The 25,234-nt window shown below is 60.4% G+C and carries 23 protein-coding genes; 14 read left to right on the plus strand and 9 right to left on the minus strand.

Going from position 1 to position 25,234, the window contains the following annotated elements; translation table 11 throughout:
• Positions 1 to 102: 102 nt before the first annotated feature.
• From betC to CFE47_RS21645, 3 genes are all read left to right on the plus strand, one after another.
• Positions 103 to 1,617, plus strand: a complete 1,515-nt coding sequence (betC, locus tag CFE47_RS21635; protein ID WP_286840357.1) for a choline-sulfatase — start codon at positions 103 to 105, stop codon at positions 1,615 to 1,617.
• A gap of 15 nt (positions 1,618 to 1,632) precedes the next feature.
• Positions 1,633 to 2,547 (plus strand): choline ABC transporter substrate-binding protein, encoded by a 915-nt coding sequence (choX, locus tag CFE47_RS21640; RefSeq protein ID WP_286840359.1) that lies wholly within the window; start codon positions 1,633 to 1,635, stop codon positions 2,545 to 2,547.
• Between the two features lie 156 nt (positions 2,548 to 2,703).
• Positions 2,704 to 4,272 (plus strand): SulP family inorganic anion transporter, encoded by a 1,569-nt coding sequence (locus CFE47_RS21645; RefSeq protein WP_286840361.1) that lies wholly within the window; start codon positions 2,704 to 2,706, stop codon positions 4,270 to 4,272.
• 128 nt (positions 4,273 to 4,400) lie between these two features.
• On the opposite strand, the gene aroE is transcribed toward CFE47_RS21645, so the two are convergent.
• Positions 4,401 to 5,219 (minus strand): shikimate dehydrogenase, encoded by an 819-nt coding sequence (gene aroE, locus CFE47_RS21650; RefSeq protein WP_286840363.1) that lies wholly within the window; start codon positions 5,217 to 5,219, stop codon positions 4,401 to 4,403.
• On the minus strand, positions 5,219 to 6,151 hold the full coding sequence (gene hemF, locus CFE47_RS21655; protein WP_286840365.1) for an oxygen-dependent coproporphyrinogen oxidase: 933 nt from the start codon (positions 6,149 to 6,151) through the stop codon (positions 5,219 to 5,221). The genes aroE and hemF overlap by 1 nt, the downstream gene beginning before the upstream one ends.
• 160 nt (positions 6,152 to 6,311) lie before the next feature.
• On the opposite strand from hemF, the gene CFE47_RS21660 reads away from it, so the two are divergent.
• Positions 6,312 to 7,289, plus strand: a complete 978-nt coding sequence (locus tag CFE47_RS21660; RefSeq protein ID WP_185709632.1) for an NADPH:quinone reductase — start codon at positions 6,312 to 6,314, stop codon at positions 7,287 to 7,289.
• 129 nt (positions 7,290 to 7,418) lie between these two features.
• Here CFE47_RS21660 and tsaC read toward each other — a convergent pair whose 3' ends face one another.
• The 3 genes from tsaC to CFE47_RS21675 all read right to left on the minus strand — a co-directional run bounded on the left by tsaC (position 7,419) and on the right by CFE47_RS21675 (position 9,978).
• Entirely contained in the window at positions 7,419 to 7,976 is a 558-nt protein-coding gene (gene tsaC, locus CFE47_RS21665; RefSeq protein ID WP_286840367.1) for an L-threonylcarbamoyladenylate synthase type 1 TsaC, read from the minus strand.
• 58 nt (positions 7,977 to 8,034) lie between these two features.
• On the minus strand, positions 8,035 to 9,138 hold the full coding sequence (gene dprA, locus CFE47_RS21670) for a DNA-processing protein DprA (RefSeq protein ID WP_286840369.1): 1,104 nt from the start codon (positions 9,136 to 9,138) through the stop codon (positions 8,035 to 8,037).
• Between the two features lie 63 nt (positions 9,139 to 9,201).
• Positions 9,202 to 9,978, minus strand: coding sequence for a peptidoglycan-binding protein (locus CFE47_RS21675; RefSeq protein ID WP_286840371.1), 777 nt, complete (start codon positions 9,976 to 9,978; stop codon positions 9,202 to 9,204).
• A gap of 135 nt (positions 9,979 to 10,113) precedes the next feature.
• On the opposite strand from CFE47_RS21675, the gene def reads away from it, so the two are divergent.
• The 5 genes from def (at position 10,114) to CFE47_RS21700 (ending at position 14,676) form a co-directional block, all read left to right on the plus strand.
• Positions 10,114 to 10,620, plus strand: coding sequence for a peptide deformylase (def, locus tag CFE47_RS21680; protein WP_185709629.1), 507 nt, complete (start codon positions 10,114 to 10,116; stop codon positions 10,618 to 10,620).
• 69 nt (positions 10,621 to 10,689) lie between these two features.
• Positions 10,690 to 11,643: a methionyl-tRNA formyltransferase gene (gene fmt / locus CFE47_RS21685; RefSeq protein WP_286840373.1), complete on the plus strand. Its 954-nt coding sequence runs from the start codon at positions 10,690 to 10,692 to the stop codon at positions 11,641 to 11,643.
• On the plus strand, positions 11,640 to 12,950 hold the full coding sequence (gene rsmB / locus CFE47_RS21690) for a 16S rRNA (cytosine(967)-C(5))-methyltransferase RsmB (protein ID WP_286840375.1): 1,311 nt from the start codon (positions 11,640 to 11,642) through the stop codon (positions 12,948 to 12,950). Before fmt ends, rsmB begins: the two co-directional genes overlap by 4 nt.
• A 22-nt stretch (positions 12,951 to 12,972) precedes the next feature.
• On the plus strand, positions 12,973 to 14,346 hold the full coding sequence (gene trkA, locus CFE47_RS21695; protein WP_286840376.1) for a Trk system potassium transporter TrkA: 1,374 nt from the start codon (positions 12,973 to 12,975) through the stop codon (positions 14,344 to 14,346).
• An 18-nt stretch (positions 14,347 to 14,364) separates the two neighbouring features.
• Positions 14,365 to 14,676 (plus strand): hypothetical protein, encoded by a 312-nt coding sequence (locus CFE47_RS21700; protein ID WP_286840377.1) that lies wholly within the window; start codon positions 14,365 to 14,367, stop codon positions 14,674 to 14,676.
• 131 nt (positions 14,677 to 14,807) lie between these two features.
• Here the strand turns inward: CFE47_RS21700 and CFE47_RS21705 are convergent, their stop codons facing one another.
• Together CFE47_RS21705 and CFE47_RS21710 are read right to left on the minus strand one after the other, a co-directional pair.
• Positions 14,808 to 15,695 (minus strand): lysophospholipid acyltransferase, encoded by an 888-nt coding sequence (locus CFE47_RS21705; protein ID WP_177004954.1) that lies wholly within the window; start codon positions 15,693 to 15,695, stop codon positions 14,808 to 14,810.
• Between the two features lie 40 nt (positions 15,696 to 15,735).
• On the minus strand, positions 15,736 to 16,293 hold the full coding sequence (locus tag CFE47_RS21710; RefSeq protein ID WP_286840378.1) for a DNA-3-methyladenine glycosylase I: 558 nt from the start codon (positions 16,291 to 16,293) through the stop codon (positions 15,736 to 15,738).
• A gap of 81 nt (positions 16,294 to 16,374) precedes the next feature.
• Here CFE47_RS21710 and glyQ point away from each other — a divergent pair, with 81 nt between their 5' ends.
• The 4 genes from glyQ (at position 16,375) to CFE47_RS21730 (ending at position 20,771) form a co-directional block, all read left to right on the plus strand.
• Entirely contained in the window at positions 16,375 to 17,328 is a 954-nt protein-coding gene (gene glyQ / locus CFE47_RS21715; protein ID WP_003213601.1) for a glycine--tRNA ligase subunit alpha, read from the plus strand.
• Positions 17,325 to 19,379, plus strand: a complete 2,055-nt coding sequence (glyS, locus tag CFE47_RS21720; protein WP_286840379.1) for a glycine--tRNA ligase subunit beta — start codon at positions 17,325 to 17,327, stop codon at positions 19,377 to 19,379. The genes glyQ and glyS overlap by 4 nt, the downstream gene beginning before the upstream one ends.
• 2 nt (positions 19,380 to 19,381) lie before the next feature.
• Positions 19,382 to 19,918: a D-glycero-beta-D-manno-heptose 1,7-bisphosphate 7-phosphatase gene (gmhB, locus tag CFE47_RS21725; RefSeq protein WP_161548523.1), complete on the plus strand. Its 537-nt coding sequence runs from the start codon at positions 19,382 to 19,384 to the stop codon at positions 19,916 to 19,918.
• Positions 19,919 to 20,000: 82 nt separating this feature from the next.
• Positions 20,001 to 20,771, plus strand: coding sequence for a lysophospholipid acyltransferase family protein (locus CFE47_RS21730; protein WP_286840381.1), 771 nt, complete (start codon positions 20,001 to 20,003; stop codon positions 20,769 to 20,771).
• Between the two features lie 182 nt (positions 20,772 to 20,953).
• Here CFE47_RS21730 and CFE47_RS21735 read toward each other — a convergent pair whose 3' ends face one another.
• Both CFE47_RS21735 and CFE47_RS21740 read right to left on the minus strand, forming a co-directional pair.
• On the minus strand, positions 20,954 to 23,233 hold the full coding sequence (locus tag CFE47_RS21735; protein ID WP_286840382.1) for a CHASE2 domain-containing protein: 2,280 nt from the start codon (positions 23,231 to 23,233) through the stop codon (positions 20,954 to 20,956).
• Between the two features lie 3 nt (positions 23,234 to 23,236).
• Entirely contained in the window at positions 23,237 to 24,151 is a 915-nt protein-coding gene (locus CFE47_RS21740; RefSeq protein WP_502695495.1) for a FecR family protein, read from the minus strand.
• 283 nt (positions 24,152 to 24,434) lie between these two features.
• Here CFE47_RS21740 and CFE47_RS21745 point away from each other — a divergent pair, with 283 nt between their 5' ends.
• The gene (locus CFE47_RS21745) at positions 24,435 to 25,154 is read left to right on the plus strand and encodes a response regulator transcription factor (RefSeq protein ID WP_286840383.1); all 720 of its coding nucleotides are present in this window, start codon (positions 24,435 to 24,437) and stop codon (positions 25,152 to 25,154) included.
• Positions 25,155 to 25,234 lie beyond the last annotated feature (80 nt).

Raw genomic sequence — 25,234 nt, forward strand, 5'->3', positions numbered from 1 at the left:
AGCTGTGCTTATCCTAGACATTGCTTTTCATGGGCTTTACCCCATTTTCCATGGGCTGCATGCTCATTCGCATAAACACCGCCTATGGAATGCCGAGAACCCATGAAGCGCAAGAATATTCTTTTCATCATGGCCGACCAAATGGCCGCACCGTTGCTTCCGTTCTACGGTTCTTCGCCCATCAAGTTGCCTAATCTGAGCCGCCTCGCCGCGCAGGGCGTGGTGTTCGACGCCGCGTATTGCAACAGCCCGCTCTGCGCTCCCTCACGCTTCACCCTGGTAAGTGGCCAATTACCGAGCAAGATTGGCGCCTACGACAACGCGGCTGACTTTCCCGCCGACGTGCCGACTTATGCCCACTACCTGCGTCGCCTCGGTTATCGCACTGCGCTGTCGGGCAAGATGCACTTCTGCGGGCCCGACCAACTGCACGGCTACGAAGAACGCCTAACGAGTGATATCTACCCCGCCGACTATGGCTGGGCGGTGAACTGGGATGAACCGGACGTACGCCCCAGCTGGTATCACAACATGTCCTCGGTGCTACAAGCCGGCCCGTGCGTGCGCACCAACCAGCTGGATTTCGACGAAGAAGTGGTGTTCAAGGCCCAGCAGTATCTGTTCGACCATATTCGCGAAGACGGCGACCAGCCGTTCTGCCTGACCGTGTCGATGACCCATCCTCACGACCCGTACACCATTCCCAAGCCGTTCTGGGACCTGTACGACGACGCCGACATCCCTTTGCCTACAACGCCAGCGCAAGGCGATCTCGACCCGCATTCCCAGCGCCTGCTCAAGGTCTACGACCTGTGGGACAAGCCGCTGCCGCTGAACAAGATCCGCGATGCGCGCCGCGCCTACTTCGGCGCGTGCAGCTACATCGACAGCAACGTCGGCAAGCTGCTGCAAACCCTGGAAGACACCGGCCTGGCCGACGACACGATCATCGTGTTTTCCGGCGACCACGGCGACATGCTTGGCGAACGGGGCCTCTGGTACAAAATGCACTGGTTTGAAATGGCCGCCCGCGTGCCGCTGCTGGTCAGTGCACCAGGGCAATTTTCGGCAGGGCGCGTCAGCCAGGCCGTATCCACCGCCGACCTGCTGCCCACCCTGGTGGAACTGGCCGGCGGCGAACTGGACCCACGCCTGCCACTGGACGGCCGTTCACTGGTCCCGCACTTGCAGGGGCAGGGCGGGCATGACGAAGTATTCGGCGAATACATGGCCGAAGGCACCATCAGCCCGCTGATGATGATTCGGCGGGGCGCCTACAAATTCATCTACAGCGAAGACGACCCTTGTCTACTGTTCGATGTGCACAACGACCCGCACGAGCGGGAAAACCTCAGCCAGTCACCGGAACACCGGCCACTGTTCGAGGCGTTTTTGAACGAGGCGCGGGCCAAATGGGACATCCCGGCGATCCACCAACAGGTGCTCGCCAGCCAACGCCGCCGTCGCCTGGTGTTTGAAGCACTGACCCACGGCAAGCTGAAGAGCTGGGATCACCAGCCACTGGTGGACGCCAGTCAGCAATACATGCGCAACCATATCGACCTCGACGACCTGGAGCGCAAGGCACGTTATCCACAACCCTGCCAAAACCAATAAAACTGAGGGAAGGCCATGCAAACGTTAACCGTGGTACTTGGAATGCTGGCGCTAGGCAGCGCCAATGTGTACGCAGACACCAGTTGTGACACGGTGAAAATGGCCGATCCAGGCTGGAGCGATATCGCGGCTACCAACGCCATCACCGGTTTCTTGCTGACGGGCATGGGTTACAAGGCCAAGGTCGACACCCTGGCGGTGCCGATCACCTTTGGCGGACTCAAGGATGGCCAGGTGGATGTATTCCTCGGCAACTGGATGCCTGCGCAGCAGGGCTTCTATGACAAGTTCGTGGCCAATGGCGACGTGGTGCAACTGGCGAAAAACCTCGACGGCACCGAGTTCACCCTCGCCGTGCCCGACTACGTGTGGGACGCCGGGGTGCATGACTTTGCCGACCTGAATAAATTCGCCGACAAGTTCGACAAGAAGATCTACGGCATCGGCTCCGGCGCACCGGCGAACATATCGCTGCAGGAAATCATCAAGAAGAACGACTTCGACCTCGGCCAGTGGAAGCTGGTGGAGTCCAGCGAACAAGCGATGCTCGCCGAAGTGTCACGGGCAGTTAAGAAGCAGAAATTCGTGACCTTCCTCGGCTGGACCCCGCACCCGATGAACGTGCAGTTGAAAATGCACTACCTCAAAGGTGGCGAGAAATATTTTGGTGACACAGGCAGCGTGTATACCTTGACCCGCAAGGGTTATGCACAGGCCTGCCCGAACGTAGGCAAACTGCTGACCAACCTGAGCTTTACCCAGGAAATGGAGAACGCAATCATGGCCGAGGTTGCCAATAACAAGGTCAGCAACGCGGATGCGGCGAAGGCTTGGATCAAGGCCAATCCGGTGGTACTGGATAAGTGGCTGGACGGGGTGAAGACCGTGGATGGCAAGGATGCGCTGCCTGCGGTCAAAGCCAAACTCTAACGCCTCACAACACTCCCTTGTGGGAGCTGGCTTGCCTGCGATGCAAACACCTCGGTACTTCAGGTACACACAGGTGATGCTATCGCAGGCAAGCCAGCTCCCACAGAAGCCCGTACCTGCTGATACCCTGAGCCAAACTTTCAAACCGAGTCTGCGATGCCCCGGCCCAACCGCCACACACTCTTCCCCTTCCTCAGCTGGCTCCCGCGCCAAACCCGCGCCAGCGTCGGCCGGGATGCAATCGTCGGCCTCAGCGGTGCGGTGCTGGCATTGCCGCAATCAATTGCCTACGCACTGATCGCCGGTCTCCCACCGGAGTACGGGTTGTATGCCGCGATCATTCCGGTGCTGATCGCTTGCCTGTGGGGCTCGTCGTGGCACCTGATCTGCGGCCCCACGGCGGCAATCTCCATCGTGCTGTACGCCAGCGTCAGCCCGCTGGCCGTGCCGGGGTCCCAGGACTACATCACACTGATCCTGCTGCTCACATTCCTCGCCGGGGTTTTCCAGTGGTTGCTGGGCATGCTGCGCTTCGGCGCACTGGTGAATTTCGTCTCCCATTCGGTGGTGCTCGGCTTCACCCTCGGTGCCGCCGTCGTTATCGCTCTAGGCCAATTGCCCAACCTGCTGGGGCTGGATTTGCCGAGCCAGGCCACAGCAATCAAGAGTTTACTGGCGCTGGTGGATCATGGCGGTGAATGGGACCACGCCTCGCTGGCCCTTGGGCTTGGCACGTTGCTGGTGGGTGCATTGCTCAAGTACCGGGTGCCACGCTGGCCGACGCTGCTGATCGCCCTTGCGCTGGGCAGCCTGGTGGCGTGGCTGTGGCCGGCGATGTTCGGGCATGTGGCGTTGGTCAGTTCGTTTGTCGGCAAACTGCCGCCGTTCAGCCCGCTGCCGATGGACCTGGACATGATTCTGCGCCTGCTGCCCAGCGCCGTGGCGGTGGGCATGCTGGGGCTGGTGACCAGCCTGTCGATTGCGCGCTCGCTGTCGGCCCGCTCGCAGCAGTTACTTGATGCCAATCAGGAAGTTCGTGCGCAGGGTTTATCCAATATCGTCGGCGGATTTTTCTCCGGGTACCTGTCAGCCGGTTCGTTTACCCGTTCCGGTCTGAGCTATGAGGCGGGCGCCTGCTCACCCTTGGCCGGGGTGTTTTCGGCGCTGTGGGTGGCACTGTTTGCATTGTTTGGCGCCGCGTTGATCGCCCATATCCCGATCCCGAGCATGGCGGCGAGCATCCTGCTGATTTGCTGGGGGCTGGTGGATCATCGCGGTATTCGCGCGTTGTTCCGGGTGAGTCGCGCCGAGTTTGTGGTGATGGGCCTGACCTGCATCGCCACCTTGCTGCTGGAGCTGCAAACGGCGATTTATGCGGGGGTGCTGGCGTCGCTGTTTTTCTATTTGAAACGCACCTCGCAGCCGCGCGTCCAGCAGTGGCGCGACGGGGATGAAGATGTGTTGCGGGTGGGCGGCTCGATCTTTTTTGGTGCCAGCCACTACCTGCAAGTTCGGCTGCAAAGTTTGCAAGGCGAGCGGGTGGTGATCGAAGCGCAGCAGATCAACTTTATCGACTATTCCGGGGTGGAGATGCTGCACCAGGAGGCGCGGCGGTTGCGGGGGTTGGGGCGGAGTTTGACGTTGCGGCGGGCGCGCCCTCAAGTCGTGGAGGAACTTAAGAAACTGGAAGGGGCCGACAAATGCCCCCTCCACTTCGAAGACTGAACGCGGTTAAAACTGTGGGAGCTGGCTTGCCTGCGATGGCGGTGTTTCAGTACCCAATGAGCTGGCTGATACACCGCTATCGCAGGCAAGCCAGCTCCCACATTAACCGTGCCCACATGGGGTACGGGTCAAGCCAACTGGCGACGCAGTTCGGCCAACACCGGCGACGACTGCGGGCGCACGCCGCGCCACAGGAAAAACGCTTCCGCCGCCTGCTCCACCAGCATGCCCAACCCGTCCATCGCCACCGCTGCGCCTTGCTCAGTCGCCCAACGGCAAAACGCGGTCGGCTCCTTGGCGTACATCATGTCGTAGCAAAAGGTCTTGCCCGGTTCGATGAGGCTGCCGGCAATCGGCGGTACATCGCCTGACAAACTCGCGGACGTGGCATTGATGATCACGTCCACTGGCTCTCGCAACCAATCAAAACCGCTGGCCGACACCGGACCCAGGTCGTCGAACAGCTCGGCGAGCAGTTCGGCTTTTTCCACCGTGCGGTTGGCGATGATCAGCGAGGCGGGACGCTCGGCCAGCAATGGCTCCAATGCGCCACGTACCGCGCCGCCGGCACCCAGTAACAGAATGCGCTTGCCTTGCAGGCTCACCCCGGCGTTGACCGTGAGGTCACGCACCAGCCCGGCACCGTCGGTGTTATCGCCCAGCAGGCTGCCATCGGCCAGCTTGCTCAAGGTATTCACCGCACCGGCGCGTTCGGCACGCTGGGTAAGGCTGTTGGCCAAACGGTAGGCCTCTTCCTTGAACGGCACAGTGACATTGGCGCCACGGCCTTGAAGGAAAAACTCACGGGCACAGCCGGTGAAATCCTCCAGGGGCGCGAGCAAGGTGCTGTAGTCCAGCTGTTCACCGGTCTGTTCGGCGAACATCCGGTGAATCAACGGCGATTTGCTGTGGCCGATAGGGTTGCCGAACACCACATAACGGTCCATCAGACAGCCGCCTTGGGCGCAGCAACGCCCAGCCAGTCGCGGTCTTGCAGGAAGTAGTCGGTGAGGCGCGCTTCTTCGCTGCCGGCCTCGGCTTTCCAGTCGTAGCTCCAGCGCACTTGCGGGGGCAGCGACATCAGGATCGACTCGGTGCGTCCGCCCGATTGCAGGCCGAACAAGGTGCCACGGTCGTAGACCAGGTTGAATTCAACGTAGCGGCCACGGCGGAATTCCTGGAATTCACGCTGTTGCTCGGTGTAGGCGATGGCTTTGCGGCGTTGCACGATCGGCAAATAAGCGTCGATGTAGGCGTCGCCGATGGCGCGGATGAAGGCGAAGCAGGTGTCGAAGTCCCATTCGTTCAAGTCATCGAAGAACAGGCCGCCGATGCCGCGCGGCTCGTTGCGATGCTTGATGTGGAAATAGGTGTCGCACCAGGCTTTATAGCGCGAGTAAACATCCGCGCCGAAGGGTGCACAGGCCTGCTCGGCCACGCGGTGCCAATGAATGCAGTCTTCTTCGTTGCCGTAGTAAGGCGTGAGGTCGAAGCCACCGCCGAACCACCACACTGCCTCTTCTCCTTCTTTTTCGGCGATGAAAAAGCGCACGTTGGCGTGGGAGGTCGGCACATGCGGGTTGTGCGGGTGAATCACCAGCGACACACCCAGCGCTTCGAAGCCACGACCTGCCAGTTCCGGACGATGGGCACTGGCGGACGGTGGGAGGCCGCTGCCAAACACGTGGGAAAAGTTAACGCCGCCTTTTTCGATCACTGCACCGTCTGCAATCACACGGGTGCGACCGCCACCGCCGGCAGGCCGGGTCCAGGCGTCTTCGATAAAGCGAGTGTCCGTCTCGAAGGTTTCCAGGGCGCTGCAAATGCGGTCTTGCAGGTCAAGCAGGTAGGCCTTTACAGCCTCGGTGCGGGTAGTCATGGCATCACCTTGAATCGGGCAAAGCTACGCGAGGCCATTGGGCGTCGGCGGCAAATGGGCGCACAGGATACCACCGCACCCCGTTTCACCGCAGTTGACGAAGATCAAGCTTAGGAGTTCGATAGGCGGCTACGCGAATTCGAACCCAGGAGAAGTGCAGATGGCCAAACGTATCCAGTTCAGCGCCCATGGCGGCCCCGAAGTGCTCCAGTATGTGGACTACACGCCAGCGGAGCCTGGCCCACAGCAGGTTCGTGTACGTAACGAGGCGATCGGCCTGAACTTCATCGACACTTATTTCCGCAGTGGTTTGTACGCGCCACCTGCGTTGCCCTCAGGTTTGGGCGCGGAAGGCGCCGGCGTAGTCGACGCGGTGGGCAGCGAAGTTACCCAGTTCAAGGTCGGCGATCGTGTTGCCTACGGCAGCGGCCCGCTTGGGGCCTACAGCCAACTGCATGTGTTGCCTGCCGCCAACCTGGTGCACCTGCCGGACGAGATCAGCTTCGAACAAGCCGCAGGCGCGATGCTCAAGGGCCTGACCGTGCAGTACCTGCTGCGCCAGACCTACGAGTTGAAGGGCGGCGAAACCATCCTGTTCCACGCCGCTGCCGGCGGCGTGGGCTCCCTGGCCTGCCAATGGGCCAAGGCTCTGGGTGTGAAGCTGATCGGTACCGTGAGTTCGCCGGAAAAGGCCGCCCTGGCCAAATCCCTCGGCGCCTGGGAAACCATCGACTACAGCAAGGAAAACGTCGCACAGCGCGTACTGGAATTGACCGACGGTAAAAAAGTACCGGTGGTGTATGACGGTGTGGGCAAAGACACCTGGCTGACGTCGCTCGATAGCGTTGCACCCCGGGGTCTGGTGGTGAGCTTCGGTAACGCGTCGGGCGCGGTGGATGGGGTGAACCTGGGGATTCTGGCGGCCAAGGGCTCGCTGTACGTGACCCGGCCGACCTTGGCGACCTACGCCAACAACCCGCAGAACCTGCAGGCGATGGCGGACGATCTGTTCTCGATGATCAAGAGCGGCAAGGTGCGCATTGATATCAACCAACGGTATGCGCTGGCGGATGCGGCGAAAGCGCAGACAGAGTTGTCGGGGCGGCGGACGACTGGGTCGACCATTTTGTTGCCGTAAGGCGACTGGGTTGCGTTGGCTTTAAGGGCCTCTTCGCGAGCAAGCCCGCTCCCACATTTGACCGCGTTCTCATGTTGGAACGCGGTCAGATGTGGGAGCGGGCTTGCTCGCGAAGGCCGCGCCACGGTCTCAGGAAGGCCGCACCACTTCACCCGTCACCAAATCCCGAATCAAACTCGGGTTCTTGCGCCCACCCAAGGCGCCACCCAATACCAGGTCCACCTGACCCCGGAAATACTGCTCGACGCGAATCCGCGTACGCGCGGCCGGGCGGCCTTGAGGGTTGGCTGACGTGGAAATCAACGGCCCCACCAGCGAGCACAAATCCCGCACCAATGGGTGATCGGTAACCCGCAACGCAACCGTGTCATGCATGCCGCTCACCCATTCCGGCAGCAGGTCCTGGTGGGGTACCAGCCAGGTATTCGGCCCAGGCCAGGTGCTGGCCATGCGATCAATCCAGTCTTGCGGGAAGTCTTCGAACAGAAAGTCGAACTGGCGAATGTTGTCCGCCACCAGGATCAACCCCTTGTCCACCGACCGGTTTTTGATGGCGAGCAAACGGTCCACTGCTTCTTCATTCCACGGGTCGCAGCCCAGGCCCCAGACTGCTTCGGTTGGGTAAGCAATCACCGCGCCTGCACGAATTTCCCGTGCGGTTTCCAGCACACGCCACCTGTTGACCATTGCTCACTCTCCAGACTAAAGCTCTGCGCAGTTTACCGATGTTCTTTACAAAACCCAGTTACAAAAGCTGGCCGCGTGCAACCCAGCGTCCGCTTTCGCAGATCACCTGGCCTTCAAGCTCCAACTCCGTGAGGGTCGCCAGCACGTGGGACAACGGCCGCCCGCAGGCAATCGCCAGGCCTTCACTGGTGTGGGGCGCGGCGTGCAGCAGCGCCACCAGTGGGTGGATCACCGGTATCGGCGCCGGGCGGGACAGCGCTTGCCAGCCGCGCAAGCCTTCCAGGATGTGCTCGATGCTCTCCACCAACGTCGCGCCCTCGCGGATCAACTGGTGGCAACCCTTGGCACCGGGGTGGTGGATGGAGCCGGGGATCGCATACACCTCGCGCCCTTGCTCGGCCGCCAGCTTCGCGGTGATCAGCGAACCGCTGGCCATGCTGGCTTCCACCACCAGTACGCCGAGGGACAGCCCGCTGATGATCCGGTTGCGACGTGGAAAGTTGCCGGCCTGGGGCGGGGCGTCCAAAGGAAACTCAGAAACCACCGCGCTGCCTTGGGCAATCATCGCCTCCGCCAGCCGCCGATGGCGCTGTGGATAAAAATTTTCCAGGCCGGTGCCGAGTACACCGATTGTATGGCCACCAACATCCAATGCAGCTTGGTGCGCCGCACCATCAATTCCCAATGCCAGGCCACTGGTGATGACAAAACCGGCGCTCGCAAGGCTTCGAGAAAATGCTGCGGCGGTGTCCATGCCAGGGCGCGAAGCGCGGCGGCTACCGACCATCGCCAGCTGCGGTTTTTCCAGGATCGAAGGGTCGCCAGCGACATACAACAACGGCGGCGCATCGTCGATCTGCGCAAGCAATGCGGGGTACTCAGGTTGGTCCCACATCAGCAAATGCTGGGCCGGGCACGCCAACCAAGCCAATGCTTGACTGGCGCCATCGCGCACTTCATGACTGCGCCGCGCATCGGCACTGATGGCGGGCAGCCCCAGGGAACGCCAGGCACTCGCGGGGGCACTGATGGCCTTTGAAGCAGAGCCGAAAGCTTCGATCAGCAAGCGAAAACGCTTCGAACCCAGTTCCGGCAGCCTGTGCAAGCGTAGTCGGGCTTCCAGTTCTGACGGGGATATTTCATGACTGTTTATCGGATACATCTGATCATCCTTGACCTGAGCAAGCTGTGGATAACTCTGTTGGTAACTTATTTAGCAGGCTATTTATTGCGTTTGATGGGCAGTCTCGAAACGGTCCATCACCGCCAGTGACCGTGAGGCGCTAAGGACCAGCCCGTAGCTGAGCTTTTCATAGGTACGAAACACCAGCAGGGTGCCAGCGCGCTCATCGGGAAGCTGCACCGGAATGCCGGCGAGGGAATCGCGCACGGTGGCACCGGTTTTGATCACGGTGAGCAGCTGACCTTCAACTAGACCGTCGCGCCGGCCTTTGTTGAGGGTCACAGCGTCCAGCACGCCAATCTGGGTAACGCCCTTGGGGATATCGATAATGTGCCCTTGAACCCTGACGGTGGCCGGCGAGATCTGCAGGGTTGCCGGATCAATGGGGGGCTGCGCGCGGAGCAGACGGTCACCGGGACGAATCTCCTGCGTCACGCGTTGCACAGCCAGGGTGGAGAGGTCGCCGGCGGTGATGAAGCGCGCGGTACCGATGTCGTCGGCGTTGACCCCCAGCAACTCCTGGGTTTGGGGGTCGGCATAGACCTTGCCTCGTCGGAATATTCCGTAACTTAGCTGGGAAGGGTCCAGGCTGCCTCTAGCGTGTACCCGCTCGCCATTGGCGCCGAGTACCCGTCCCGCATCTGCCGCCACAATGTACGGCGCGGTGTCCAGGTCCCGGGGGATATCAAGAATGCGGTTATGCAGTAAAAACCGTTGGATGGCCTGTTGCGTCGGCAGATCCAGGCGCTGGACGGGCGGGGGGACGAGCGCCAGCGCGAACGGGGCCCACAGCAGCAAGACGAGTAGCGATTTCCTCATGGGGTGAATCTCCTTTATTATGTGCGTTCGCGTGAAATGCCGGAGCCTTCGTGGCTTTCGGACGTTTCACACCGGCTGGCTGGGTCCATCCCACCGCCGATTTGCCTCTACCTCACATGTGCAGCAATTACGCTTATGGCTATTTTGAACATCCTCGAATTCCCCGACTCGCGCCTGCGCACGATCGCCAAACCGGTGGCCGTAGTGGACGACAAGGTTCGTCAGTTGGTCGATGACATGTTTGAAACAATGTATGAAGCCCCGGGCATCGGCCTCGCCGCCACCCAGGTCAACGTGCATCAGCGCGTCGTGGTCATGGACCTGTCGGAAGATCGCAGCGCACCGATGGTGTACATCAACCCTGAGTTCGAACCGCTGACCGACGAGATGGGTGAATACCAGGAAGGCTGCCTGTCGGTGCCGGAGTTCTACGAGAACGTCGAGCGCCCGCTGCGCGTGAAAATCAAGGCCCTGGACCGTGACGGCAAGCCGTTTGAGCTGATTGCCGAGGGCCTGCTGGCGGTGTGCATCCAGCACGAATGCGACCACCTCAACGGCAAGCTGTTTGTCGATTACCTGTCCACGCTCAAGCGTGACCGGATCAAGAAGAAGCTGGAAAAGAAGCATCGCCAGCAAGCTTGATGCCCGTCTTCCAAAGGCTTGCTGCGGCAAGCCTTTTTCTTTTGTGACTGCTTTTAACCGAGACCTCCCATGACCGAGCCATTGCGCATTGTTTTTGCCGGCACTCCTGAATTTGCTGCCGAACACCTCAAGGCGCTGCTCTCCAGCCCTTATGACATCGTCGCGGTGTACACCCAGCCGGATCGTCCGGCCGGTCGCGGGCAAAAACTGATGCCGAGCCCGGTCAAACAGCTGGCGCTGGAACACAACATCCCGGTGCTGCAGCCGCCGACCCTGCGCAATGCCGAGGCCCAGGCCGAACTGGCGGCGCTGAAACCGGACCTGCTGGTGGTCGTGGCATACGGTTTGATCCTGCCCCAGGTGGTGTTGGATATCCCACGCCTGGGCTGCATCAACAGCCATGCCTCGCTGCTGCCACGCTGGCGCGGTGCGGCGCCGATCCAGCGCGCCGTGGAAGCCGGCGACAGCGAAAGCGGTGTGACCGTAATGCGCATGGAGGCGGGTTTGGACACCGGCCCGATGCTGCTCAAAGTCACCACCCCGATTACCGCGCAAGACACCGGCGGCAGCCTGCACGACCGCCTCGCCGAGCTGGGCCCACCCGCCGTGATCCAGGCCATCGCTGGCCTGGCTGCAGGCACCCTGGAAGGCGAAGTGCAGGACGACAGCCTGGCCACCTACGCCCATAAGCTGAACAAAGACGAAGCGCGCATTGACTGGAACCGCCCAGCGGTAGAACTGGAGCGCCTGGTACGCGCCTTCAACCCGTGGCCAATCTGCCACAGCACCCTCAACGGCGAAGCCTTGAAAGTGTTGGCCGCCACCCTGGCCGACGGCAAAGGCGCCCCCGGTGAAATCATCGGCGCCAGCAAGGACGGTCTGCTAGTGGCGTGCGGTGAACAGGCGCTGTGCCTGACCCGTCTGCAATTGCCCGGCGGCAAGGCGCTGAACTTCAGCGATTTGTTCAACAGCCGTCGTGAGAAATTTGCCTTGGGCACCGTGCTTGGGGTAGCAGCCCAATGAACCCGCGTCTGGCCGCCGCCAAGGCTCTCGCCGCCGTCCTCAACGGCAAGGCGTCGCTGAACAGTTCGCTGCCCACGCAGTTGGATAAGGTCGAAGACCGTGATCGTGGCTTCACCCAGGACCTGGCCTTCGGCACCGCCCGCTGGCAGCCGCGCTTGTCGGCCCTGGCGGCCAAGCTGCTGCAAAAACCCTTCAAAGCAGCGGACGCGGATGTAGAAGCGCTGCTGTTGGTCGGCCTCTATCAGTTGCTCTACACCCGCGTACCGGCTCACGCCGCCATCGGCGAGACAGTCGGTTGCGCCGACAAGCTGAAAAAGCCTTGGGCCAAGGCCCTGCTCAACGCCGTACTGCGCCGCGCCCAACGTGAAAGCGAAGCGCTGTTGGCCGAGCTGGAACACGACCCAGTGGTGCGCACTGCCCACCCGCGTTGGCTGCAGAAATCCCTGAAAGCCTTTTGGCCTGAGCAATGGGAGGCGATTTGCGCAGCCAACAATGCGCACCCGCCGATGATCCTGCGGGTCAACCGTCGCCATCACAGCCGTGACGCGTACCTACAGCTGCTCACCGATGCCGGTATCAACGCCACGCCGTGCGTGTACAGCGTCGACGGCATTGTGCTCGAAGCCGCCACCGATGTGCGCAGCCTGCCGGGCTTTGCCGAAGGTTGGATCAGTGTGCAGGACGAAGCCGCGCAACTCGCCGCCGACCTGCTCGACCTGGCGCCCGGCCAACGCGTGCTCGATGCCTGCTGCGCCCCTGGCGGTAAGACGTGTCACATTCTGGAAGTCGAAAAAGACTTGGCCGGTGTCGTCGCCGTCGACCTGGAAGCCAAGCGCCTGGTGCGTGTGCGCGAGAACCTTGCACGCCTGGGCTTGAGCGCCGAGCTGATTGCCGCCGATGGCCGCGACACTGCCACCTGGTGGGACGGCAAGCCTTTCCAGCGCATCTTGCTGGACGCGCCATGCTCCGCCACCGGCGTGATCCGTCGTCACCCGGACATCAAGCTCACCCGCCAACCCGATGACATCGCCGCCCTGGCCGTGCTGCAGGGCGATCTGCTCGACGCGATGTGGCCGACCCTGGAAGTCGGCGGCATCCTGCTCTACGCCACCTGCTCCACCTTGCCCACCGAAAACACCGAAGTCATCGAGGCCTTCCTCGCCCGCACCAGCGGCGCACGGGAGCTGGACCTTGCCACCGCCGCCGGCATCAAGCAGCCCCACGGCCGCCAACTGCTCGCACAGGAAGGCGGACACGATGGCTTCTACTACGCCAAACTGATCAAGATCGCCGCCGCACGCGGCTGAACGGGTTAAAGGGAGTGACCGGATGAAAATCATCATCCTTGGGGCAGGGCAGGTAGGTGGCACGCTGGCCGAACATTTGGCCAGCGAAGCCAACGACATCACCGTGGTCGACACCGACGGCGAACGCCTGCGCGACCTCGGTGACCGCCTGGACATCCGCACCGTGCAAGGCCGCGCGTCGTTCCCAACGGTGCTGCGCCAGGCCGGTGCCGACGATGCCGACATGTTGGTAGCCGTGACCAACAGCGACGAGACCAACATGGTCGCCTGCCAGGTCGCCCACACCCTGTTCCACACCCCGACCAAGATCGCCCGCGTGCGTGAAGCGGCCTACCTGACCCGTGCCGGCCTGTTCGACAACGATGCGATTCCGGTCGATGTGTTGATCAGCCCCGAACAAGTGGTGACCCACTACATCAAGCGCCTGATCGAAATTCCCGGGGCCTTGCAGGTGATCGACTTCGCCGAAGGCAAGGCGCAACTGGTGGCGGTCAAGGCTTACTACGGCGGCCCATTGGTGGGCCAGCAACTGCGCCAGTTGCGTGAACACATGCCGAATGTGGAAACCCGCGTAGCGGCGATTTTCCGACGCGACCGGCCGATTTTGCCGCAGGGCGACACGGTGATCGAAGCCGACGACGAAGTGTTTTTCATCGCAGCGAAAGCGAATATTCGCGCAGTCATGAGCGAAATGCGCCGCCTCGATGAGACCTACAAACGCATCGTCATCGCCGGCGGTGGGCAGATCGGCGAGCGTTTGGCCGAAGCTATCGAAAGCCGCTACCAGGTGAAAATCATCGAGATGAACCCGGCGCGCTGCCGGCATTTGTCCGACACCCTCGACAGCACCGTCGTACTGCAAGGCAGCGCCTCAGACCGCGACTTGCTGCTGGAAGAAAACATCGCCGACGCGGATATCTTCCTGGCACTGACCAACGATGACGAGGCCAACATCATGTCGTCGCTGCTGGCCAAGCGGCTGGGGGCGAAGAAGGTGATGACCATCATCAACAACCCGGCCTATGTCGACCTGATCCAGGGCGGCGACATCGACATCGCAATCAGCCCACAGCTGGCGACCATCGGCACCTTGCTCGCCCACGTGCGACGTGGCGATATCGTCAGCGTGCACTCCCTGCGCCGTGGCGCGGCGGAAGCCATCGAGGCGATTGCCCACGGCGACGCAAAGTCGAGCAAAGTGATCGGCAAGGCCATCCGCGATATCGGCTTGCCGCCGGGCACCACCATCGGCGCGATCATCCGTGACGAAGAGGTGATCATCGCCCACGACGACACGGTAATCACCACGGGTGACCATGTGATCCTGTTCCTTGTGGATAAAAAACACATCCGCGATGTGGAGAAATTGTTCCACGTGGGCCTGAGCTTTTTCTGATTTGACGGAGTGACCGACATGCTCGAATCCCTGGAAAAAATGCTCGCCAAGGGTGTGGATAACTCGCTGCTGCGCTTTGGCTTGGGCAAGGGGTATCTGGACTTGAAGGACAACGCCAAGGCGGCGGAGCATTTGCAGAAATGCGTCGAGTTCGATCCGAAGTATTCGGCGGCGTGGAAGCTGCTAGGCAAAGCCCAACTGGGATTGGAAGATCGTGCGGCGGCGCGGTTGGCATGGGAGCAGGGGATTGAAGCGGCCCAGGCCCATGGCGACAAACAGGCCGAAAAAGAAATGACAGTGTTCCTGAAAAAACTCGATCGCCAGGCTTGAGGTGATCCCCTGTGGGAGCTGGCTTGCCTGCGATAGCATCACCTCGGTTGGTCAGTTACACCGAGGTGATGCTATCGCAGGCAAGCCAGCTCCCACATTTGATCTCCATTGGCAGGGAGGTCAGTGGGGAATCAATACCACCGCTCTTCACCCGGCGGGCGTTTCTTGAAGCGCTTCATGCTCCACATGTACTGACTCGGGTAGGCACCCACATACCGCTCCACCACCTTGCTCATCGCCGCACAGGACGTGGCGGTGTCGGTGCTGTACATGTCTTCCGGCGCCGCTTCCAGAATCACCTTGTAGCCCGAACCGTCCGGCAACCGCAGCGCATGCAGGAACACGCCCACGGCCTTGTGGCCTGCGAGCATGTTCGGCACGAACTTGCTGGTCAGCGCCTGGGTAGCGAAGAACGGTACGAAGATCCCAGCCGATTCGGCCGGTTCCGGGTCGGCGGGAATACCCACCTGGCCACCTTTACGCACTTCCTTGATCACACTGAGGATGCCTTCCTTGGTGGACGCTGCCACGCGGTTGCCCAGTTGCACCCGTTGTTTGCGCAGCAGCTCATCCACCGCCTTGAGCTTGGGCGGGCGGTAGAAAATGATCGGTTTACATTGGCTGCAATAGAAGTGGTTCAACACTTCCCAGTTGCCCAGGTGACTGGTGATCCCAACCACGCCTTTGCCCGAAGCCAAGGCTTCGTGCAGCACTTCCAGGCCTTCGACTTCACGCACCAGGTCGATGGAGCGCTGGGCCGGCCAGATCCACGCGCAGGCGCTTTCAGTCAAGGACTTACCAATGTCCATCAGGCTTCGGCCGACCAGCGCTTCGCGCTCGGCTGGGTCCATGTCCGGGAAGCATTTGGAGAGGTTGATCCGCACCGTGTCGCGGGAGCGGTTGGGGGTTTTCCACATGATCCAGCCAATCGCGGTGCCAACGGCCTGGACAGCGCGCCAGGGCAGCAGGGCGAACAACCGAAGAGCGCCTACCAGCAAGGCGCCTTTAAACTTTTCCACAGGTCACTCCTGTTCGTGTGTGGTGCGCAAAGCGGGCATTCTAACCGGCGTTGGCCAGGTCCGCGTAACGGTCGCAGTCCTGAGTGTGGTCCATGACCATGCCCGAGGCCTGCATGAACGCATAGCAAATGGTCGGTCCCACGAAGGTGAACCCGGCTTTTTTCAACGCCTTGCTCATGGCCTCAGCCTCGGGCGTAATCGCCGGAACCTCGCTGCGATCCTTGAAGTGATTGACCTTGGGCACGCCGCCGACAAACGACCAGAGCAAGCCCACCGGATCTTCCAATGCCAACCAGGCCGCGGCATTGCGTCGGGTGGCGTTGAGCTTGAGACGGTTGCGCACGATGCCTGGGTCGAGCATCAGCGCTTCGATCTCGGCATCGGTCAGTTGCGCCAAGCGTTGGGCATCAAAGCCAAACAAGACCTTTCGATAATGCTCGCGTTTGCGTAAAACGGTGATCCAGGAAAGGCCCGCCTGGAACCCTTCGAGTAAAAGCAACTCGAACAAGCCCTGCGCATCGCGCAGCGGCGTTCCCCACTCCTGATCGTGATAAGCCATGTACAGCGGATCTTCAGAACACCAAAAGCAGCGTGGCATAAGGCTCCAGGGGATGGTGGCGCGGCCGAATCGGGTATACTCCCGCTCTTTAAATCGCAGCCCAAGTAACAGGTGAATTTCGTGAGCCAGCCTACGCCAGCCGTGCGTACCTTCCAAGACTTGATCCTCGCCCTCCAGCAATACTGGGCCGAGCAAGGTTGTGTGGTACTTCAGCCCTACGATATGGAAGTAGGCGCCGGCACTTTCCACACCGCAACATTCCTGCGGGCCATCGGCCCGGAAACCTGGAACGCCGCTTATGTGCAGCCCAGTCGTCGCCCGACTGACGGCCGCTACGGTGAAAACCCGAACCGTCTGCAGCACTACTACCAGTTCCAGGTGGTATTGAAGCCGAACCCGGACAATTTCCAGGAACTGTACCTGGGCTCGCTGAAACATGTCGGCCTGGACCCGCTGGTCCACGACATCCGTTTCGTTGAAGACAACTGGGAGTCGCCAACCCTGGGCGCCTGGGGCCTGGGCTGGGAAGTCTGGCTCAACGGCATGGAAGTGACGCAATTCACTTACTTCCAACAAGCGGGTGGCATCGAGTGCTACCCGGTGACCGGCGAAATCACCTACGGCCTTGAGCGCCTGGCCATGTACCTGCAAGGCGTGGACTCGGTCTACGACCTGGTGTGGGCTGACGGCCCGTTCGGCAAAGTGACCTACGGCGATGTGTTCCACCAGAACGAAGTGGAGCAGTCCACCTACAACTTCGAACACGCCAACGTCGAGAAGCTGTTCGAACTGTTCGACTTCTATGAAAGCGAAGCCAAGCGCCTGATCGAACTCGACCAGCCGCTGCCGTTGCCAAGCTATGAAATGGTGTTGAAGGCTTCCCATACCTTCAACCTGCTGGACGCACGCCGGGCTATCTCGGTAACTGCGCGCCAGCAATACATCCTGCGTGTACGCACCCTGGCGCGTTCCGTCGCCCAAGCCTACCTGCTGGCTCGCGCCAAGCTGGGCTTCCCGATGGCAACCCCGGACTTGCGTGATGAAGTGTTGGCTAAGCTGGAGGCTGCACAATGAGTGCTCAAGATTTCCTGGTTGAACTGGGCACCGAAGAGCTGCCACCCAAGGCACTGAACACCCTGGCCGATGCGTTCCTGGCCGGTATCGAAAAAGGCCTGCAAAGCGCTGGCCTGAAATTCGCCGCTAAAAAAGTCTACGCCGCGCCACGTCGCCTGGCTGTACTGCTGACTGCGCTGGAAACCCAGCAGCCGGACCGCAGCATCAACCTCGACGGCCCGCCACGCCAGGCGGCTTTCGACGCCGAAGGCAACCCGACTCAAGCCGCCCTTGGTTTTGCCAAGAAGTGTGGCGTCGAGCTCAGCGAAATCGACCAGAGCGGCCCGAAACTGCGCTTCAGCCAAGTCATCACCGGCAAGCCAACCGCCAGCCTGCTGCCGACCATCGTCGAAGACTCGCTGAACGACCTGCCGATCCCCAAGCGCATGCGCTGGGGTGCGCGCAAGGAAGAATTCGTCCGTCCAACCCAATGGCTGGTGATGCTGCTCGGTGACCACGTCATTGACTGCACCATCCTGGCCCAGAAGGCTGGCCGTGATTCCCGTGGCCACCGCTTCCATCACCCGGAAGCCGTTCGCATCACCTCGCCGGCCAACTACGCCGCCGACCTGCGTGCTGCCTACGTGCTGGCCGACGCCAACGAGCGTCGCGAGCTGATTAGCAAGCGCACCGAAGAGCTGGCCCGCCTGCAGGAAGGCACCGCCATCGTGCCGCCAAGCCTGTTGGACGAAGTGACCGCGCTGGTTGAATGGCCGGTGCCGCTGGTGTGCTCGTTCGAAGAGCGTTTCCTCGACGTGCCGCAAGAAGCCCTGATCACCACTATGCAGGACAACCAGAAGTACTTCTGCCTGCTGGACGTGGACGGCAAGTTGCTGCCGCGCTTCATTACCGTGGCCAACATCGAAAGCAAGGACCCGCAACAGATCATCGCCGGTAACGAGAAAGTCGTCCGCCCGCGCCTGACCGACGCCGAGTTCTTCTTCAAGCAAGACAAGAAGCAGAAGCTGGAAGACTTCAACCTGCGCCTGCAAAACGTGGTGTTCCAGGAAAAACTCGGCAGTGTCTACGACAAGGCCGTACGGGTTTCCAAGCTGGCCGCCTACATCGCGCCGCGCATCGGCGGTGATGCTGCCTGGGCTGCGCGTGCAGGGCTGCTGTCCAAGTGCGACCTGGCCACCGAGATGGTCGGCGAATTCCCCGAAATGCAAGGCGTTGCCGGCTACTACTATGCCCTCAACGACGGCGAACCGGACGACGTAGCCCTGGCCCTGAACGAGCAGTACATGCCGCGCGGTGCTGGCGCTGAGCTGCCAACTACCTTGACCGGTGCGGCCGTGGCCATCGCCGACAAGCTGGACACGCTGGTGGGTATCTTCGGTATCGGCATGCTGCCTACCGGTAGCAAAGACCCGTATGCCCTGCGCCGTGCGGCCTTGGGTGTGCTGCGTATCCTGATCGACAAGAAGCTCGATCTCGACCTGACCCAGGCCGTGGTGTTCGCCGTTGGCCAGTTCGGTGCCAAGGTCAAGCAAGCCGGCCTGGCCGAGCAAGTGCTGGAGTTCGTGTTCGACCGCCTGCGTGCGCGTTACGAAGACGAAGGCGTGGACGTGTCGGTGTACCTGTCGGTACGTGCCCTGCAACCGGGCTCGGCACTGGACTTCGACCAGCGCGTACAAGCTGTACAGGCGTTCCGCAAGCTGCCGGAAGCCGATGCCTTGGCCGCCGTGAACAAGCGAGTATCGAACCTGCTGAGCAAGGCCGAAGGCCTGGGCAACGCGGAAGTCGACCCTGGCCTGTTTGCCGATGCCAAGGAGTTCTCGTTGAACTCGGCCATCGCCAAGGCAGAAAACGCGGTGAAACCGCTGATCGCCGAACGTAACTACGCCGAAGCCCTTGCGCGCCTTGCCACCTTGCGTGAGCCGGTGGATGCGTTCTTCGAAGCGGTGATGATCAATGCCGAAGATGCCGGCGTGCGTAAAAACCGCTACGCCATGCTGGCGCGGTTGCGTGGCCTGTTCGTCAACATCGCCGACATCTCGACGCTGAGCTGACCATGTTGAAACTGCTGATTCTCGATCGGGACGGGGTGATCAATTACGACTCCGACGCTTACATCAAGTCGGTGGAGGAGTGGGTTCCACTGCCCGGTTCGATCGAGGCCATCGCGCAGTTGAGCAAAGCCGGCTGGACGGTAGCCATCGCCACCAACCAGTCCGGCATCGCCCGTGGTTACTACGACATCGCTACCCTGGACGCCATGCACGCGCGCTTGCGCACGCTAGTGGCCGAGCAGGGCGGTGAGGTGGGCCTGGTGGTGTACTGCCCGCATGGACCGGACGAGGGCTGCGATTGCCGCAAACCCAAGCCGGGCATGTTGAAAACTATTGCAGAACATTACAAGGTGCCATTAGCTGGGCTATGGTTCGTCGGGGACAGCCTCGGTGACCTGGAAGCGGCCAAAGCCGTCGACTCTCAGCCAGTTTTGGTTAAGACCGGGAAAGGCGAAAAGACCCAGGCGAAAAACCTGCCGGTAGGCACCTTGATTTTTGACGATCTGGCGGCAGTCGCCGCAGAACTTATCAACAACTAGCCGCCCTCGACTTCCTGACCAAGGACTGTTCGGGAGTGCGCTTTTAACAGGCGGGCGTTGTCCCGCAACGGTAAATGCCGCCATGTCGATTTTGCAGGCCATCAGAACCTTCTTCTTTTACCTGCTGTTGGGCACCAGTTCGTTTCTCTGGTGCACCCTGAGCTTTTTTATCGCGCCCTTCCTGCCGTTCAAGGCGCGCTATCGCTTTATCAACGTCTATTGGTGCCGCTGCGCGTTGTGGCTGACCAAGGTATTCCTTGGCATCCGCTTCGAGATCAAAGGCGCTGAAAATGTCCCAGACCAGCCCTGCGTGATTCTGTCGAACCACCAAAGCACCTGGGAGACGTTCTTCCTGTCGGCGTATTTCTCGCCGTTGAGCCAAGTGCTCAAGCGTGAGTTGCTGTACGTGCCGTTCTTCGGCTGGGCCATGGCCATGCTGCGTCCGATCGCCATCGACCGTGACAACCCCAAGGCCGCCCTCAAACACGTGGCCAAGAAGGGCGATGAGCTGCTCAAGGATGGCGTTTGGGTGCTGATCTTCCCGGAAGGTACTCGCGTGCCCTACGGCACCGTAGGCAAGTTCTCTCGCGGTGGTACTGCATTGGCAGTCAATGCCAACCTGCCGGTACTGCCGATTGCCCACAACGCTGGCAAGTTCTGGCCGAAGACCGGTTGGGCAAAACGCGAGGGCACCATCACCGTCGTCATAGGCGAACCGATGTACGCCGAAGGTGAAGGGCCGCGTGCCATTGCCGCGCTGAATGACCGCGCTGCCGCATGGAACGAAGCGCAACAACGGGCCATGGGATCGCTGCCGCCGGAGCCGGTTGTAGTCGAGACACCGGCGGTCTGAGCTTCTGTGGATAACCTGTGTACGGTTTGTTGGCGAATCGCCTTTTTTGATTCATAAGAAGCTGATTTTCTTACATATTTCTCAAGCTCATAAAATTGCGGAAAAGGTGCATAAGTTTTTCCCGCATTAAAAAACCGGCCCTCGCGGCCGGTTTTTTATGCACAGCATAAAAGCGGCTGTGTTCAGTCCTCCAACAACGGTAAGTGCATGCTGAACGTGGTGCCTTTGCCCACTACGCTTTCGCAACGGATTTCGCCACCGTGACGTTCTATCACTGCTTTGACCATCGTCAGACCCAATCCCAGCCCATCACTGCCTTGGGCCGAATCAAAGCGCCGGTATTGGCTAAACAGTTCCGGCAGATCCTGCTCAGCAATCCCCGGTCCTTGGTCGCTGATACGGCAGACCAACAGACCTTGCGCAGTGTCATGACTAAGCCTGACGGTGGTACCAGAAGGTGAATACTTGATGGCGTTCTCGAGCACGTTAAACAGTGCGCGGGTAAGCAGTGACTGATCGGCCGACACCATGCCCTCGTCGGCCTCATCCAGGTCGTGGACCAAATGAATACCCTTGAGCTGAGCGATCACCGCCACTTGATCAAAAGCATCCATCACCAACATGGCGAACAAGGTGGGTTGGAATTGATAACCGTCGGCCTCGGCTTTTGCCAACTGCACAAAGGATTCGGTGAGGCTCAGGGCGCGACGTACTTGTTGCTCTATCTGAGCAAAAACGGGGGACTCGCCGTTGTGCACATCCAACAGCGCGAGGATCGCCGAGTGCGGCGCCCGCAGGTCATGAGACAGGAAGCGCAACATCGTCTCTCGGTGCTGCTGGGCATCGCGCTCTTTGCTCAGGTCCGTCAGGCTAAGCAGCCAGCCAAGCGCAACGTCACCTTCCGCGGGCAGCAAGGGCGCCAACTCCATACGCAGGCTGCGCTGGTGGATATCTCGAAACTCAATCAACTCCAGCGCCGAGAGGGCAGGGCGCACGCCGTTGTGCAGCGGCGGATAACCCAGGTCCGCAAGTTGTTCCAACAGGTTTTCACTGACCAGGTCATTGACGAACACTTCGCGGGCAATGCGATTGGCCAGCAGGATATTGCCCTTGGGGTCGGTGATCAACGTGGCAACCGGCAGGCACTCCAGGCCATCAGCCATAAAGCGCCGGGTATCGCGGGTGCGGCTGACCGCCTGCTCCAACGCAAAGATACGAGCCTGCAGCACATCGCCTTTGTTAGCAGGTGCACGGCGGCGCTCGGGCAACACTTTCGGTTCGTTATCCAGGCGTGCCAGTTCCCAGCCGAAGTAGGCCAGGATCACACTGAGGCGACGCCAGTTCCAGATCAGGTAGCTGAGCAGCAAACCAATCAAGCACGCCGCAGGCGACCACCAGTGACCCAACCGCAACAGGGTCAATGAGACGAGCAATGCCACCCCCATACAGCCTAGGGTCATCCACAGCGCATAGCGCGGGCGATAGAGCAGCGATCCCAACAGTAACGCCACCAAGGACGTTGCCATCACGGCAGCGAGCCATTGCGGCAGATCAACAATACTGCGGCCTTGCAGCAAGCCATTGAGCACATTGGCCTGGATCTCTACACCCGCCGTGTTGCCAACGGTAGAGGAAAGCGGCGTGACATAACGGTCGCCCATTCCCGAAGCCGTTGCGCCGACCAGAATCAGGCGGTCACGCAGCAACTGGGGCGGTACTTCGCCATGCAGAACGCTGGCGTAGGACACACTGGGAAAATGGGCATGCGCTGAAATGAACGGGATACGAATCGCATGTTCCCGGTGCCAGTGTTGAGTCATCGGTTCCAATGGCTCCCCAGGCATCTGTAGCTGCTCACCACTCATCTCGTAGGCCAACCATGCCAGTTGCGGCGCAGTGCTATCGGGTGGTCCTTCGCGTAAATACAGACTGCGCACAACGCCATCGTTGTCCGCTTCTACATTGATATGGCCAACCCCCTTGGCACATTTAAGCAAAGGCTGCATTTGTGCACCGGGTTGGCTGTAGCTCGCCAGGCCTTCACGTACCAGAGGCAGCAAAACGTTACCAGCGTTGCACACCGCGTCGGCCAGGCGCTTGTCGTTCGCAGGGTTGCCCGGCTCACTGAAGATGACGTCAAACAGAATACCGGCCGGCTGCGCAGCGCTCAGGCGATCAATCAGGTCAGCATGCAGGCTGCGGGGCCAGGGCCACTGGCCAAGTTTTTTAAGGCTGGGATCGTCGATGGTCACCAGCAGGATTCGCGGGTCGACCGGCAGTGGTGTCAGCCGGCGAAGGCTGTCGTACAGCGGGTTATTCAATGCCAGGCCAGGGCTTAGGGACAGGTACGCCGTAATGGGCAACAGCAATAAACCGATCCACAACCACTCGCGCACCAAGCCGTGAAACAGGCGCTGGGCATGGGTGGGTTGACGTTTCTCGGCCTTGCCCCAAAGCATCATCGATCAACGCACCTGCGTGGTGGGCGGGTAGTAGAAGATGTCATAAACCCCGGTTTCTCCTTCAAGGCCCTGTTCGTCGTAGGCCGATAAACGCACGTGATAGAACGATGCTTTGAGCCCAGTGAAGCTCATTTTTGGCGCACTGGAAAAGTTTTGCTGCTTGATGTTCATAAAGGCCTTGTCGGTGGCGACCTGGGCGCGATAACGCTGGGCGCCAGGCACAGGCCGTACGTACAGACTCCAGACCGGCGCATCGCCTTTCTGACCGTCCTGACCGATAAGCTGGGGCGCGGCGAGAAGCTCCACGGGTTTCAGGTCACCCTGTTTCTTGAGCAATAAGCCATGCCTGGCATCGACTTTAACTTCACCTTCCGTCGTGGGTTTTCCAGGTTCGCGGTTCGCCGCCACCTCACCATCCAGTACTTCAAGTACCGATTGCTCATCGTCATTACGTACGCGGAAATGCGTGCCGCGCACGCCCAGCACACCCACCGGCGTCACGATCTGAAAACGGTCCACACCCGTGGCGCGCTTGATCACATAAGCCTCGGCTTGGCCTTGTTCGAGCACGACCTGAGGGATAGATAACTTCGTTTCCAAGTGCAATCGCACCTGTGACTCAGAGGGCAGCACGACCCGCGAGCCATCCCGCAGCAGCAGGCTAACAAATGCAGATGCCGATGTTTTCACACCTTCCTGCTCATCAATGGTCATACCTTCCACCAAAGGGCTGGTCTTGCCTCGGACATCAAGTTTCCACGCTTCCCCGGTCAGATGCTGGACCACCGCAGGCAATGGCTGCGGGCGGCACAATAAATGATCATCGATGTAAGGCGGTCGAGCCTTGGCAGAAACGCCGGCTGCCAGCATCAACAACGAGGGGAGGGCGCAGCGCAATCGATTGGGGGAAAGGATCATGGTGCTCATCAAGGTTGGGGTTCCAGAGGGCATCTGACATCAGTGTGCAGGAGATTACGCCAGCGCACGCGTCGGCTGATCCTTTTCCTTACTGCTGGGAGCCGGTATCTTGCCCACATAGGTATCGAGGACTTTCAATGGCTTAACCGTTCATTGATCTCAGCGTACCGAGGATCCAAGGGGTCGATGAATCTGCGCACAATTCTTCAGATTCAAAGATCGCATTTGCGCAGTACGTACCCTTGCAACGGCTGCCGTAATCTCCAAGAAGAAAGGACCACTCATGCGTGTCGCAATACTGGATGACGAACCCGCGGAACTGCGCCGGGTGGAACAGACACTGCGACAAATCCCCAGCACCGCCGAACAGCCCTGGACCCTGCATTGCTTCGAGCGCGGTGAAGACCTGTTGCGCCAACTACGTCGGGAAACCTTCGACCTGTTGATACTCGACTGGCAACTACCGGACATCACTGGGATCGCCCTGCTGCGCTGGACCCGTGAACACATGGAGTCACCACCTGCCGTCATCATGCTGACCAGCCGTGATGCAGAGAGCGATATCGTCACTGCGCTAAACAGCGGTGCCGACGATTACGTCAGCAAACCCTTTCGACCTAATGAGTTGAAGGCACGTGTAACGGCTGTTTTGCGCCGGCATGGCCTACAGAAGTCAGCGACTCATGAAGTGCAAAGCTTCAACGACCTGACCTTTGATGATGCAGAGTTGACCGTCACCCGTGCCGGCAAGCCGATCAATCTCACTGAGAGGGAATACCGTCTGGCTAGCTGTCTGTTTGCCAATTTGGCCCGGCCTTTATCCCGCGAATACTTGTACGAGCGGTTTTGGACCCATGAAGAAATGGTGTCGTCACGACCGTTGGATACGCATATCTACCGCCTGCGCAACAAGCTAGGACTCACGGCGGACCGTGGCTGGCAGCTGCTAACAATCTATGGCTATGGGTATCGGTTGGAGAGTGTGGCGACCGCTTCACAGTAGATGTTCCACGTGGAGCATTTGGAAAAGTAGGTAATCTTCACCCAATAAAAAAGGCCAACGCTTAGCGTTGGCCTTTTTGT

Source organism: Pseudomonas sp. PGPPP1 (assembly GCF_002255865.1).
Classification (GTDB): domain Bacteria; phylum Pseudomonadota; class Gammaproteobacteria; order Pseudomonadales; family Pseudomonadaceae; genus Aquipseudomonas; species Aquipseudomonas cremoris.